Annotated in this window: 14 protein-coding genes; 3 read left to right on the top strand and 11 right to left on the bottom strand. The window is 39.5% G+C overall.

Annotated features, from left to right (window positions below; translation table 11 throughout):
- Positions 1-3: 3 nt before the first annotated feature.
- Positions 4-735: an NADPH-dependent oxidoreductase gene (locus tag PLANO_RS01705; protein ID WP_038702411.1), complete on the bottom strand. Its 732-nt coding sequence runs from the start codon at positions 733-735 to the stop codon at positions 4-6.
- A gap of 105 nt (positions 736-840) precedes the next feature.
- On the opposite strand from PLANO_RS01705, the gene PLANO_RS01700 reads away from it, so the two are divergent.
- Entirely contained in the window at positions 841-1,395 is a 555-nt protein-coding gene (locus PLANO_RS01700; protein ID WP_038702409.1) for a M15 family metallopeptidase, read from the top strand.
- 60 nt (positions 1,396-1,455) lie between these two features.
- Positions 1,456-2,016, top strand: coding sequence for a hypothetical protein (locus PLANO_RS01695; protein WP_038702407.1), 561 nt, complete (start codon positions 1,456-1,458; stop codon positions 2,014-2,016).
- Between the two features lie 65 nt (positions 2,017-2,081).
- Here PLANO_RS01695 and PLANO_RS01690 read toward each other — a convergent pair whose 3' ends face one another.
- The 7 genes from PLANO_RS01690 to PLANO_RS01660 form a co-directional block, all read right to left on the bottom strand.
- Positions 2,082-3,077 (bottom strand): GNAT family N-acetyltransferase, encoded by a 996-nt coding sequence (locus tag PLANO_RS01690; RefSeq protein ID WP_038702405.1) that lies wholly within the window; start codon positions 3,075-3,077, stop codon positions 2,082-2,084.
- A 6-nt stretch (positions 3,078-3,083) separates the two neighbouring features.
- Positions 3,084-3,746 carry a Dph6-related ATP pyrophosphatase gene (locus PLANO_RS01685; protein WP_038702403.1) on the bottom strand — a complete coding sequence of 221 codons (663 nt, stop codon included), beginning with the start codon at positions 3,744-3,746 and terminating at the stop codon, positions 3,084-3,086.
- 151 nt (positions 3,747-3,897) lie between these two features.
- Complete coding sequence (fumC, locus tag PLANO_RS01680) at positions 3,898-5,280, bottom strand: class II fumarate hydratase (protein WP_038702401.1); 1,383 nt, start codon at positions 5,278-5,280, stop codon at positions 3,898-3,900.
- A gap of 82 nt (positions 5,281-5,362) precedes the next feature.
- Positions 5,363-6,862: a UDP-N-acetylmuramoyl-L-alanyl-D-glutamate--2,6-diaminopimelate ligase gene (locus PLANO_RS01675; RefSeq protein WP_038702399.1), complete on the bottom strand. Its 1,500-nt coding sequence runs from the start codon at positions 6,860-6,862 to the stop codon at positions 5,363-5,365.
- Positions 6,863-7,092: 230 nt separating this feature from the next.
- Positions 7,093-7,644, bottom strand: coding sequence for an NfeD family membrane protein (locus PLANO_RS01670; RefSeq protein WP_038702397.1), 552 nt, complete (start codon positions 7,642-7,644; stop codon positions 7,093-7,095).
- A 107-nt stretch (positions 7,645-7,751) separates the two neighbouring features.
- On the bottom strand, positions 7,752-8,465 hold the full coding sequence (locus tag PLANO_RS01665; RefSeq protein WP_038702395.1) for a hypothetical protein: 714 nt from the start codon (positions 8,463-8,465) through the stop codon (positions 7,752-7,754).
- A gap of 98 nt (positions 8,466-8,563) precedes the next feature.
- On the bottom strand, positions 8,564-9,094 hold the full coding sequence (locus tag PLANO_RS01660) for a P-loop NTPase family protein (protein WP_038702393.1): 531 nt from the start codon (positions 9,092-9,094) through the stop codon (positions 8,564-8,566).
- Positions 9,095-9,330: 236 nt separating this feature from the next.
- Here PLANO_RS01660 and PLANO_RS01655 point away from each other — a divergent pair, with 236 nt between their 5' ends.
- Positions 9,331-9,531: a cold-shock protein gene (locus PLANO_RS01655; RefSeq protein WP_006830093.1), complete on the top strand. Its 201-nt coding sequence runs from the start codon at positions 9,331-9,333 to the stop codon at positions 9,529-9,531.
- 206 nt (positions 9,532-9,737) lie between these two features.
- On the opposite strand, the gene PLANO_RS15765 is transcribed toward PLANO_RS01655, so the two are convergent.
- The 3 genes from PLANO_RS15765 to PLANO_RS01640 form a co-directional block, all read right to left on the bottom strand.
- Positions 9,738-11,387: a serine hydrolase gene (locus PLANO_RS15765; RefSeq protein WP_081976610.1), complete on the bottom strand. Its 1,650-nt coding sequence runs from the start codon at positions 11,385-11,387 to the stop codon at positions 9,738-9,740.
- Between the two features lie 141 nt (positions 11,388-11,528).
- Positions 11,529-11,981, bottom strand: a complete 453-nt coding sequence (locus PLANO_RS01645; protein ID WP_038702389.1) for a hypothetical protein — start codon at positions 11,979-11,981, stop codon at positions 11,529-11,531.
- Between the two features lie 211 nt (positions 11,982-12,192).
- Positions 12,193-14,811 (bottom strand): MMPL family transporter, encoded by a 2,619-nt coding sequence (locus PLANO_RS01640; protein ID WP_038702387.1) that lies wholly within the window; start codon positions 14,809-14,811, stop codon positions 12,193-12,195.
- Positions 14,812-14,814: the final 3 nt, after the last annotated feature.

The following is a 14,814-nucleotide window of genomic DNA, read 5'->3' as shown; positions in this document are numbered from 1 at the left end:
AACTTATTTAAAATGGTAGCCTTTTTTCGCCAGTACATCTTTTAAGTCTTTGCGATGCGGCTTGCTAAGGAAACTAGCCATTTGCTGTGTCCATGTAGCCGATTTTTGGTTTGAGCCACGGCTCTCATAATAGGATTGAATCGTTTGGTCATATTCAGGTAAGATCGTTTCATATTTAGCTTCATCGTATTCATTTTCATGCAATATGGCTTCGACCGGTAAACGTGGCTTTACTCCATTTGCTTCATTTGGAACACCGATCGTTAAACCGTAGACAGGAAAAACGCCTTCAGGCAATCCAACTAATTCACTAATAGCTGCCATATCATTACGGACACCGCCGATATAACAAATGCCGTAGCCTTTAGATTCTGCTGCGAGTACCAAGTTTTGCGCTAACAGTCCGACGTCTGTCACAGCTACTAGTAAGTTTTCTGCTTGATCAAAAACGATGTCTTGCCCCTGAAGTTTCCCGGCGTGCTGCAACCGGTTATAATCGGCACATAACAAGAAGACCGCTCCTGCACCTTCCATTTGTTTTGCGTTTTTCGAAAGTTCCCCTAATTTTTTGCGTTTTTCTGGGTCTGTTACCCAAACTATGGAATACGCTTGAACAAAATGTGAGGAAGCTGCATGTTGCGCTGCTTCTATTAGTTCACTGACTTCTCCTCGCGTTAACTGTTTTTCTTTATAATCACGAACAGAAGCGTGTGCTTTCATTAATTCGATTACCATTCATTTTATCCCCTCTCTGCTTGTTTATCCTATCGTACCAAATTCTCCACCACGATACTCTTTTAGTGATTTTTGCTACAATGGAATCGATAGAGGTGAATGATTTTGAAAAAATTGAAAACTGCTTTTTCCATTTTGTTTCTACTGACTATTGGCGTTTTTTTATTTATATGGATAGAAACTGAATTAGCGTTCCGTGAAGAGTTAGAAAATCGTCCGGCACCTTCTGGACTGTACCCTATTGTAGAAGAAAACCGCGATTTTCTTGTAGCTAAAGCTGCTGAACTCGGAATTGATCTAATAATTACAGATGGTTATCGTTCACCCGAAGAACAGCAAGGCCTGCACAATCAAGGACGCAATATGCCTGGCGCTATCGTCACTTATGCAGCAGCTGGCGAGTCTTACCATAACTACGGCCTAGCTATTGACTACGCGCTGCGACTAGATGATGGTTCTGTAGTTTGGGATATAGAGCGAGATGACAATGGTAACGGCAAAAGCGACTGGTTTGAAGTTGCGGCGATTGGCAAAAGCCTTGGATTTGACTGGGGAGGCGATTGGCAACGCTTTAAAGATTATCCTCATCTCGAGATGACTTTTGGTTTGTCGATTCGCGATTTGCAACAAGGATGGCGCCCTGAAGATAAAATCAAGTAGTCCTTTTTGTAACGGATGTGCGCCCTATTTCGTCTGATTTGTAAAGGAGGTCGTATCGTTATGAAACCTTTTGCAATTGTAGGAAGTATTGGCTTTACTTTATTGCTATCTGCCTGCGGAGTCTCTCCAACAACACAGGGTGATTTAGCTGATTTTCAGGTAACGACTCCTCAAGCTGAAACAATACAAGATGACTTTACTTACCGTTTAGTTACAGAAAAAGAACAATATACAGAAGGTGAAAGTATAGACGTGTATGCAGAATTGGAATATACCGGCGATTCCGACAGTATTGAAATTTTCCATGCCGCTTCACCTTTTTATTTCCTTATTTACGAAGAAACAAGAGACTTCTCTGTAAGCTACACTATGAATGAGCCTTTGCTCGTTACTATCTTAACAAAAGGAGAACCTCTAAAAGAAGCTTATATAGGTATCGGTAGTTATAGCGTAGAAGACGACCAAGCTTACGTTAATTTTGTTCAGCGCATTTCAGACAATAACTTTCCTTTCGGTTATTATAAAATGACTGGACACGCAGATTTTTTCACTCAGGATTTGGATGGTTCTAAAATAGATTACGACATCACTGCGCAAATTGACTTTAAAGTAAACGACTAAAAAAGCCGACAACTGCTCCGTCTTGAGCAGTCGTCGGCTTTTGCTATCGATTTTAGTTGTTTTCTTTACTCTTCTCCGTGTGCCCAAGCAATGCGCGGGTCAATTTGCCTTATCATTCGGACCATAATTGGTTGAAAGCCCATACGCGGCCAGAAATAAGAAGCCAACTGATTCGCTGTACGCCAGTCTGCATAAATATAGTCAAAACCCTGACTTTTCATTTCTTCAAAACAATGATTTGCCAATGCACGCCCTACGCCTCTTCCACGAAGTTCTGGATTTGTCGAAGCCGCTGGAAGTACTACACACTTTTCCGGAATCACTAAACTTAAACGCTCTTCTTTCCGGAAATACACATGGAATCCAGCAATTCGATCGCCTTGGTTAGCTAACCACAAATAAGCAGCTTGGTCCTCTGCCAAAGCTTCATAACTTTCTTTGACATTTTCCAACGTTTCTCGTGTGATCGGTAACCAAGAAGGAGCTGTAGATTGATGTATGCTATTCCACATGGCCATTTTCTTTAAGAGTGGCGAATCTTCTTTACTGCCTTTACGAAATTCTAATTTCGGAACGGTGCCGTTTTTAGGTTCGAAATTATCTAATGATAAAATTCCATATTTTTGGTCAAACGCAAACGATTGGTCTAGCCATTGATCGATAACTTTCTCATCGCCAAGAGGTGCCATTAACATATGTTGGAAATAGCCGTGCTTAATCCATTCCGCACCTGCATTTGCATATAGCAGTCTCAATAACCGTGGATGTTCATGTTCACTGATGGCAATTGATTCATAGTCCATCCATACATAGCGCCCGTGTCTGGCGTCTTCTTTGAATTCGTAAAGTAAATAGCCAATGACATCAATTTCTCTAACCGCTACAATGCCATTAATGTAAGGGCGTTCTAATAATTTTCGCAATACTTCTTCTGTGTCATCGATTTCTTCAAATCTTTCAGGTAGAAAGTTAAAAATTTTCCGTTCTCGCTCGTGCCGCTTTGCTAGCAACACAGACATTTGCCGAATATGCTTTTCTTCCATCCCCATAATTCGAATCATCCACAATCACTCCTCTGAATGAAGTTCTACTTCCAATATCGCGTAATTTCCAGCATGAATCTTTTCACCAAATTGAATAGGTACAGGTTCTACAAAAATAGGTCCATCAACGATAATTGTATGAAATTCGCCTTCTTCTCCACATGCGTCAACACCTGCCGCTTCTAGTTCATCGATTAACTCATGCGTAAACTCACGCCCTAAAAATCGCTCATCTAGTCGGCTTGTATCCACAACCGTAATAATAGCTTTGAAGCCTTCTTCAATTAACTCTTTCAATAATGATTTGCGTGGTTCTTGCCAAAGTGGATGAAGAACACCCATCTCTGCTTCAGCGCTAACTTTCACTACCCAATCTAAATGATCCTGCAAATCGATATCGCCATAAACAGCCATCTCGATTTCTTGTGCTTTAAAGATTTTTAGCTGTTCGATAAATTCCTTTTCGTATCCCGACCAACTAGCTTTGCCAATTATTAAAGGCAAACCCATACGTTCAGCTTGCGCTTCCATTACTTTAATGGGCAACCCATGTGACCGTGATTTAGTCCCGTCTTCTTCGAACATTGTAAATAACGCTAGCGGCACATGCCCGTCTAATACCGCTCGGTAATAAGCGAGTGCTGAATCTTTCCCGCCACTCCATGACATCACAAATGATTTTTGCATAATACACCTCTTTAATTTTGCTATTACTGTAACTAGTTCGCCATGACTTATGTAAAACCCTTTAGCACATAATGATTTTCGGTGTTTAGAGCTAGCATCAATTTTTTCTGAAATAAAAAAGCGACCGGGAAATACCGGCCGCTTTCGTCTATTATTTGCCTACCATGTTTTCTGGTTTCACCCATTCATCAAACTGATCAGCAGTTAAATGTCCGCTGTTTACAGCTGATTCTTTTAAGGTTGTACCATCTTTATGAGCTTGTTTCGCAATCGCCGCCGCATTTTCATAACCAATATGCGGGTTCAATGCTGTAACCAGCATCAATGAATTGCTTACGTGGTTTTGGATAATATCAAGGTTTGCCTCGATGCCAATTGCACAATGATCGTTAAAGCTATTTAAGCTATCTGTCATAAGACGTACAGATTGCAAGAAGTTATAGGCAATAACCGGTTTGAAAACGTTCAATTCAAAGTTTCCTTGGCTTGCAGAAAAGCCGATTGTTGCATCATTACCCATTACTTGAGCCGCAACCATCGTCAATGCTTCGCTTTGCGTTGGATTTACTTTACCTGGCATAATCGAGCTTCCTGGTTCATTTGCTGGAATGGTGATTTCACCGATTCCGCTACGAGGTCCACTAGCTAACCAACGTACGTCGTTGGCAATTTTCATCGCATCTGCTGCTAAAGCTTTAATCGCACCATGCGTGTAAACCATTTCATCATGGCTTGTCAGTGCATGGAATTTGTTTTCTGCAGAAGTGAAAGAAGTTCCCACTGCTTCGCTTATGAATTCAGCAACTGAAGGGCCGAAAGTTGGATCAGCATTGATACCTGTTCCTACTGCCGTACCGCCGATTGCTAATTCGCGCATGTATTCAACACTTTGACTGATCATGCTTTCGCTCTTTTCAAGCATATGTCTCCAGCCACTAATTTCTTGGCCTAATGTTAACGGTGTCGCATCCTGCAAGTGAGTGCGTCCAATTTTGATCACTTCATCAAATTTTTTCGCTTTTTCATCTAATGTTGCTTTTAACTTTTGAACAGCCGGCACAAGTTTTTCAGTTACGGCTAAAACGCCTGCAACATGCATCGCTGTTGGGTACGTATCGTTAGAGCTTTGAGACATATTCACATCGTCGTTTGGATGAAGTTTTTCGTCAGAATTTTGTTCTGCCAAGATTTCGTTTCCACGGCGTGCTAGAACTTCGTTCATGTTCATATTAGACTGAGTACCGCTGCCTGTTTGCCATACAACTAACGGAAAATGATCGTTCCATTTGCCATCAATTACTTCATTTGCAGCAAGTTCTACAGCTTTCATCTTCGCTTCAGATAGTTTTCCAAGCTTATGGTTAGCTTTCGCCGTCGCTTTTTTCAGTTGGGCAAAAGCCATAACAACTTCATGTGGCATACGCTCTGTACCAATTTCAAAGTTTTGCAAGCTACGCTGTGTTTGAGCGCCCCACATTTTATCTGCTTCAACTTGAATTTCACCGATCGTATCTTTTTCTGTACGATACTGCATTCCATTCACTCCAATTCTGATATGTAAGTAACCTTCTCTTCTATTATAACCATATTCATTACTTAAAAAGCGACTTTTGTGGTTAAAAGTCACTCGTCCATTTATTGAAAAACTCTTCGATGATCGCTTCGTCGGAATGAGGAATATATTCACCTTTGACGATTTGTGCACCATTGATCGACCCGCTCGACAAGAGCACAAGGTCGTTTGGTCCACTTTCTCGTAATGCTGTTAAAACTGCCTCGCGTCTAGATGTAGCAGTTAATACTTGCTGCATGTATGGAACGGTAAAACCTTCTAAAACAGCATCAATAACCACAGAAGGTTCATTATCACCAGGATGGTCCACAGTTACGACAAGAACATCCGCTTTTCCTTCAGCTGCTTTCGCCATTTTTGGCATTTTGGAGAAATCCCGTATACCGATTCCTGCAATAAGTGCAATCAATCGGTTATGCGATAATTTCTTCACTTCATGTAGAACCGCTGACAACGCAACCGGTGTATGAGCATAATCCAAAATCACTTTCCGGTTCTCAGGACCTTGAATTACTTGAAAACGTCCCTCAACTTGAGACATTTTAGGCAAGACAGCTATTATAGCGTTCAAGTCTTTACCGGCTAGGAGAGCAGAACCAATTGCCGCCGTTAAATTAGCTGCATTGTACTCTCCAAAAAGAGGTACATGAACCGGCCATTGTTCTCCTTTGTAGTAGAGGTTAAATTTCAATCCCGAATCAGATGACTCACAATCCGTCCAAATTAAATCGGCACCAGAATCTAAGCGATTGCTGTATGTTAAATGAGGATAGCTAATGACTTCTAGTATTTCTTTCGCCATACCTTCATCATCTATATTGACGACCGCTGCTTTCGACTGTTTGAACAACATTAACTTAGACTGGAGATAATGCTCAAATATTTTGTGGTACTCCAGATGTTCTTCTGAAATATTCGTGTGAATCGCTACATCAAATTGAATTCCTTCTACTCGCATCTGATCTAAAGCGATAGAAGAAACCTCCATAGCGACTGCACGGTCTCCCTCCTCAACAAATTTCGCAAATATTTTGTGGAGGTCGGATGAAATTGGAGTCGTAGGTGTACTCTTATAGAAAGGAATCTTGCCATCCATTCTTAAAATTCCTGTTGTCCCAATAAATCCACAGCTTATTCCAAGAAGATTAAATAAATTATAAACGTAGGTTGCTGTCGTAGTCTTTCCGTTGGTACCTGTAACACCTACTTTGATCAACTCTTTTTGGGCTGAGTTGTAAAAGAAATCGGATAGGTACGCCAGTGCTGCCCGGACATTTGGTACTACTGCAAATGAAAGGTCTGGATGCTTTTTTGCATACTCAGTTACTAAAGATTTATCTGATCCAATAATCGTTGTCGCTCCGTTAGCAATTGCCTCTCCGATATAAAAATGACCATCGGTATTTTCTCCGGGCACACAAAAGAATGCGCAATCCTGGACAACTAATGTGGAGTTGTACTCGATTGAACTTAATGTTGAATATTCAGGTCCGAATTGCTCGGTAATAGGAAAAGCGGGAATATTGCTGAGTTGTATATCCATTAAAAGGCTCCTTAGGGAAAAATTATGTCAAATACCTATGGTTTCACAGGAACGTGTATCATTATTCTATCATTTACCCATGATTGCGGAAACACTTTTAACCTAATCTTCCGAAATGACATGTTTTTCTGTATTATTCGGAATATAAAAAAGCTGCGCTCTAAAAAAGAGTGCAGCTTCTTTATATATCTTCAAAATCTTCAATTCTTGCTAACGTTCTACTTTTCATTTTAAATTCCATTTGCCCATTTTTCTTTTTTCCTCATATTTAAAGATGCATAAACTTGCACATATACAGTGCCTTCACTCACTTCGACAATTATCACTTTTTCATCTTTAGCAATTGCTTCATTGTTATAGCCCGCTGCCGGCTTTGAAATCACTCCTGAATAGCTTTCAAACATAACTTCTCCATAACCATCAACAGGAATCGGAATGACAACATTGGCCACTTGTCCAGATAGTAACTCTTCTGTATGTATGGTTGCCGCGGAGGACACTGGTAATAAAATTAAAAAATAAAGTAAAAGATCTAATAAAACAGCAGACAATAAAGCTATCCCTAAAATTGACCATTCGTTAAACTCTGTCGCTGTTTCCAATAAAAATCCGATCGCAGATCCAAACGTAACAAAAGACAGGATGACTATCGGATTGAGTATTGGCCAAATACCTTTAAATTCTGTAACTTCTCCAAAGAAAACGCAGAGAACTGTTAATGCTCCCGCTGCGAGCAATGTATACATATAGAGTTGTTCCATCGGTATACCAAATAGCCCCATTCCAAAACCTCCCATTCTAGTAAAATGCTTACCATGTTACTTAGTAGTACGCTAAACTTTATAAGAAGTTTCAGAATTATAGATATACAATAAAAAAACCATTCCTATTACAGAATGGTTTTTGCAAATTGAAGCTCGTGAAAGCCATGTACGAGTTGAAATCCAATTCCTACATATCCTTCACTAAGCAATTGTTTTTGTTTTTTCAAATCATCCAATTTCACCGTAACATGTCCGGTATAGTGTACACCTGGTTTTTCCAAGTCCTTCACTAGTATATATCGCTTGAGACCTTCATACTTTTCCTTCAAAGCTGCAATGTGCATAGACTGAGTAAACTTGTCTTTTAAACTTGGAATATTCATCGGTGCAACAGTACAACAAATATATCGAAACTTCACTTCAAGATTGGGCAATTCTTTCATGATTACTTCGGCCAATTTCTGCTGAAGGCGATTTCCTCGATATTCAGGAAGTACCACTGAGATTTCTTGATAAATGACTTTCTCTAACTCTTCTGCAGGAAGTCCGATATCCCACCCTAAATGTTCTTCATCAATATCAGGGATTAATAATGCTCTAAAACCAATCAATTCATCTTCAACAAAAGCCCCTACTAGAAGCCCTCGTTCGTTTAAAATAAATAAAAATTCTTCTGTTGTTAAAGCTTGTAACGAAGTCTTTTCGGAAATAGACGCCATTACTTTCGACTGAACGTGTTCTATTATAGGTAAATCTTCCAAATACAAGCGTTTCATAGAAAAAGGAAGCTTTTTATGAAGCACTTGGTTCGTGATTGTGCCTTCATACAGCAAGTTCATCGCTCATTCCCCTCCGTCTGTTTATGTAAGTTTAGAATACCACTTCCACCTATGAACGTCTGTAAGTTTTTAAAATTCACTCATTAATTAAAAAAGTTTTAATCCATTTTTTCTGATAGGCCATTTGCAAACTGATTTATTTCTTTTTGATTGCGCAATAGGAGAACTTGATTATGGGGATTTTCTTTTTCAAACTGATCAATTCTTTTTCTCATCTTTATTTTTCTTCCGGAGTATGTAGTAACAATAAACTTTAAGAACGCTGCGTCTAATTTCTCCGGACATCCTTCTCCTAAATCAGGACGAGTTTTTCCGTGATACATGACTCTTCGTTTAACTACACGATACAAACAAACGATTAAAGGCAGTTCCAAGTAAATAATGGTATCCGCTCTTTGCTGCCGAATACCGTAAGTACTTGAGTAGTTTCCTTCAATAATCCATTGCTCTTTTGCTACGAGTTTTCGCTGCTCCGCACTAAATTCTTCTTCACTGTTTTCCACCCAACCAGGCTTCCAAAAATACGCATCCAAATGATAAACTGGGATCATCGTCTTATCTGAAAGCTTTCTTGCAAAGCTTGATTTACCAACACCAGCAGACACACCAAGTACAATTATTCTATTCATATCTCTGTCCTCCTCAGTACTTTTTCTATTGTTTTTTTATTATCATACATGTTTGATTTAACCCATATCAAAAAGAATATTTCATTTTCCCTTGCAATATATGTAACCCCGTGTTATTCTAAGGAAGAATTATTTTTGTTCGGATAACTTTTTACGAAGTGTCAGATGTTCATCTGCAAGATTTGAGCAAGGATAGTAATACAATGTATGCTCACGCATACGAGGAGGAAATACACATGGAACAAGGTAAAGTAAAATGGTTTAACTCAGAAAAAGGATTTGGCTTCATCGAACGCGAAGGCGGCGACGATGTATTCGTACATTTCTCTGCAATCCAAAGCGAAGGCTTTAAATCACTTGACGAAGGTCAAGAAGTAACGTTTGATATCGAGCAAGGCCAACGCGGTCTTCAAGCTACTAACGTACAAAAAGCTTAATCTAAAGCTAACTTATCAATGAGCTCTTCTTCGGAAGAGCTCATTTTTTGTTCTTAATTAAAAAGCTGCGATCAAGGATATCCTCCTCGATCGCAGCTTTTTCTTAATTTAACCAAAAATATAGTTGAAAGACGGCAAAAATTAAAACGCTAAAACCAACTGTACTGATAATAATCGCCAGTACTAGTTTTTTTCCAGTCATACTTTCACTCCTCTTCAATTTTCAATTCTTCAATCGCTGTAGCAAGTTCGTAAGCTCTACCGCTTTTATTTGATAAAACAGTTAGTATATTGCCTTTTTCCGGATAAAACGCCGAATAAAAACTTACACCTGGGTCATAGCCTATAATATGATATTTCAAAGCACCACTTGTCAGCGTTTGAATCCAGAGCCCATAACCATAATCACTCTTTTCCCCACTAGCGTGAACGTGGAGCATTTTCTTCAACATATCTCCAGTTATTAATGTACCATCCATTAAGCAATTCCAGAAATTCGCCATATCTTTTGCCGTTACATAAGCACCGCCATCAGCTCCGCCACGAACTGGAATGGCGTATTGGTTTGTACGCCACTGTCCTTCTTCTTCGATATAACCAAATGCAGTCTGACCCGGTAGAAAATCTAAGCGGAAGTAACCGGAATTTTGCATCTGAGCAGGTACAAAAATACGTTCTTCTACTGCGTCCACAAACTCTTTTCCTGTGATGTCCTCAATAATCAGTCCTAGTGCAATATAGCCCGCATTATTATAATGAAATTTTTCACCCGGTTCAAACGTCATTGGCTGATCTTTAAACAACGGGATAAAGTCTGAAGCCGTTTCCATTCGATACATTGGACGGTGTCTCCATAAATCTTCGAAGTCATCCATCGTCTGTTCATCAAAGTAATCTGGAATACCCGAAGTATGTGTTAATAATTGATGGATGGTAACGTTGAAATGAGGAAATGTTTTCGGCAATAGCTCGGATAGTAAATCTTCAAAACTAACTTTCTCTTCCTCTACGAGTTGACAAATAACTAGAGCTGTAAAAAGTTTACTCCCCGAGGCAATACCAAATCTTGTATCCACGGTATTTGGTCGTTCGTTAGCCTGATCAGCAAATCCCTTTGCCATAGCCCACGGTTCTTGTTTCGCTAAATAAGCAACTCCTGAGAAATCTATTTCCTCCATTTTGTCTAGTATTGGATTGGCTGACTTTTCCTGCTGAAATCTTCCTTCTTCTGTTATGTTAATTTGGCGACCATCCGTTAACTCGATTGATAACGGATGGGTTTCGCTTTTTTGTTTAGAAAAATACCAGATCCGCTTTGGTTCTACTAAAAGAATAAAAGCATGACCACTGCCAAGGAAATTCAACGACTTTGCTTCAATTCCTTTACTACCACGGACCGGGATATCCATATCCTCAATCAATTCGCCAACTTCTTCAACATATGTTGTGGTAATACTTACTTCACTAATATTAAGTATAGAATCTACAGTAAAATTAGCCATACGATCGACGCTACGACGCGCAATAAATTCCACTACATTTCCTGCTGGATCCTGAAAATAAAACGCATCCGCATCAAAATTAGCATAAAAGACTTCATCCATGCCTTCTTGACGATTTAATGTCACTCGCTCACTGGTCCAAGATTTAGCAAGGGTAAATTGGTTTCCGGGTATGTTCAGCGCAAAATGATAAACCGCTGCTCTGTCCGATTCCCGGAAGACCAATTGGGATTCCCCCATCGACAATGTAAAACTGGTGTCATCTTCTTCAACAATTCGGAAGCCTAGTTGGTACTCATAAAAGCCTTTCATGTCTTCTAATTGATTGGTATATAAGATCACCTTTTTAAACATGTCCCTCACTCCTTGCCCTAAGCATACCGAAAAACTAGTTTTTTTTCCTCTTTTAACCACAAAAAAGAAGCCTTGAGGCTCCTTTTTGTCGTCGTCGCTATTCGCACTTAGAAAATAGTCCTTTTAGCAAACGACTATTCCTTATTTCTTTTCTTTAAACCCTTGGTCAATTAAGTAGTTTTCAGCATCGTCAAATGTTCCGAAGCTTTCTTCTAAGTTTTTACCTGTGTAGACATTCCAAAACGGCTCTTCGTAAACCAAATCTAATTTTTCATTTTCGCGATTTGTCCACGTTTTATCGTAAGGAGGCTCCGGCTCTAATGACAAATAATCCAATGAATCGGCAAGAACACTGCGCAATTCTTTTTCAGAAAAATCACGAACGTTTACAAAACCTTTTTTATCTACTTCATATTGTGGCAAGTTGCCTACGTAAACAAAACCGTTACCTGTCGGATGCAAATGATAGACAACAATTTTCTTATCGTACAAGCTTTCTTCAAAATGAAAGTTCACACGTTTCATCGATACATCTTTTCTCGTTAATTCTGGAAAAGACTCAATAATTTCTAGCTTTTGTTCAAATGTTAACAAATTCATTACCTCTTTTCGTAGTTTCGTTTATCTCATCAAAAATCTTAGGAAAATCCAAGACATAAACTACAAGCAATTCATACAAGCTCGTAGAAATAGTTAAGTACACCCGTTTCACATTTTTAATTACCACTCAGTATAACATGCCTGGAGGAATCCTACATCCATAGAAAAAAGCTGCGCGAAGGCAGCTCTTTTTCTATATGCCGTTTTATTTCTTTTTGCCAAATGGCCACCAAACACCACGGTCAAAAGATACGGAAATTGCCGGAATTAATAATGGTAATACAATCAAGCCGTATAATAATAAGCCGGTAATAACGATGGTCGCAATTTGCACAAGACTCAAGACACCTGATGGCATCATAGCACCGAAAGTACCTGCTAGAATGATGGCAGCTGTAATAATAACTGTCCCCATTTTCGCCATCGATGTGCGCATTGCATCACGAACGGTAACGCCATTAAAAGACTCTTCTCGGAAACGATCCAATAAGAAAATCGAATAATCGACACCCAACGCTACTAGCATAACAAAGCCAAAGAACGGCACTGCCCAACTAATGCCATCAAAGCCAAGACCGTTCACGAAGATTAATTCCGCAATCGATATCGCTGTGTAATACGTCAGCAATAACGAGCCAATCATATACAATGGCATAATTAGCGAACGGAATAAAATCGCTAAGATGACAAATAAACTAATCAACATAATGATGACCGTCGTTGTAAAGTCACTAGAAGATACTTCTTCCAAATCACTGTTGATACTTGAAATCCCACTAAATGCAATTTCAGCTTTTTCAAACGGTGTTCCTACTTTAGCGCGCTCTACTGTTTCTTTTATTTTTGTTGTCACGTCAATTGCTTCGGGAGAATATGGATCTACTGCTAAAATAACTTCCATCGTAATTCCTGTCCCATCCGCAAAAGAATAACGATCTAATACTTGTTCAAAATCTTCGCTTTCTAATGTACCTTCTGGAATATACAAGCCCGTATCGCGTACTGCCTCGCTGTCGCTCATTTCTTGCATCATGTCGACAGCTTCCGTTAAACCAGATTCAATTTCGGCAAGTCCTTGGTTTGACGCGCCAATACCTTCCGCTAATTGCGCTAAACCAGCACTCAGTTCAGCTGTTTGTCCAGCTGCCCCAGCTAAACCTTGTTGAATTTCAGTCAAGCCTCCACTGATTTGTGTTAATGCCCCTACAGTTTGAGGGATATTTCCTGTTTGCTGAAGTCCTTGCGAGACTTGTCCCAATTGTTGATTGATTTGACCAAGCCCTGCAGCTACTTCCGTTAAACCTGCAGAATTGCCAGCTTGTTCGCTAATAGCGGTTAAGTTAGTTTGAACTTCTGTCAGTCCCGCTTGCACCTCACCAAGACCATCACGTGCATCGCCTAACCCGTCAGCTAATAGCCCGAGCTGTTCATCTACATAAAGTTCGTTAATCACATCTCCAGTCGGTCGTGTAATCGATCGAACCGTTTCGACACCTTCAATTTTTTCAATTTCTCTACTTAAAGACTCAAAATAAGGAACGGTTTCTCGATTAGTCAAAGTTTCGTCCGATTTCACAATTACTTGAACTGGTAACGAATCGCCTTTGCCAAAGCCTTCTTCAATGGCGTTTAATCCTTTTACAGATTCATACTCCGAACCAATTTCATCTACCGTATTAAAAGATAACGAGTTATCATACGTAAACAACAATGGCACCGTAATTAAAGCCACTACAAGCATAGAGAGCAATGGACGGTTAATCGATAATTTACTCATCCAAATCCATAATTTGCTGTCTCTATGAGCAGCAGATTTTTTAGCTGGCCAGAATAGTTTTTCTTTTAATAACGCCATAAAGAATGGCACGATTGTATACAGCACGATCAGCAAGACGAATATCCCAACTGCGACCGCAACAGCCGATTTAAAAATTGGGAACTCTGCAAAGCCGATTGCGAAAAATCCAACAAAGACAGCTGCTCCACTAATTAGCAACGTTCTACCCGCTGTTTTATACGTGTTGATGATTGACTTTTCCACATCATGTCCAGCTGCTAATTCTTCTTTATAGCGGCTTAGTAGCAAAATACAATAATCTGTTCCGATACCAAATAAGATCGCTACTAGGAAGATTTGTGTGTAGTTTGAAACTGGGAATCCAAACCAATCAATGAAAAACGCTACTAATGATTGGCTCAATAAATAAGTGATTCCGACTGCCACAAGGGGGATAAATGGCGTAACAAACGAACGGAATACCGCTAGCAACAAACCGAAAATCAATACGACTGTAATGATTTCTGTACGCTTTAATCCTTCTTGCGCACTAATGTTTACATCATTATTTATAATGGCTTCTCCTGTGATATACGCTGTAATATCTTCAGGGATAATCGTTTCTCTTATTTCATCTGCAACCATATTCACTTCTTCATCTGTGCCATCAACCGTAATTGGCACCAAAACAGTTTGCTGGTCTTCTGATATTAATTGTTCTTCTAGTTCTTTACTTTCAACAGGATTCAATACACTCGTAATTGGATCACCTAATCCTTCAATATCCGTCACCATTTGTTCAAGTGTTTGACGTGTTTCATCTGTGAGTTTACTTTCTAAAGGTATAACAAGTGATATCGTTTTCTCAGCAGCATCCGCATCGCTTAATATTTGCGAGGCAATTTGCGAAGATGCTTCATCCGATAACTGAAATGATCCTGCTTGTTCTGCTTGCTTTGTTAAGTTAGGCGCTAATAAGAACAAGGCGACTGTTATTACAATTAAACCAATCGCAATCGGCCATTTGAATTTTAATATGGTATGCATATG

The organism is Planococcus sp. PAMC 21323 (assembly GCF_000785555.1).
Lineage (GTDB): Bacteria > Bacillota > Bacilli > Bacillales_A > Planococcaceae > Planococcus.
This window is presented reverse-complemented; position numbering and strand designations above follow the sequence as displayed.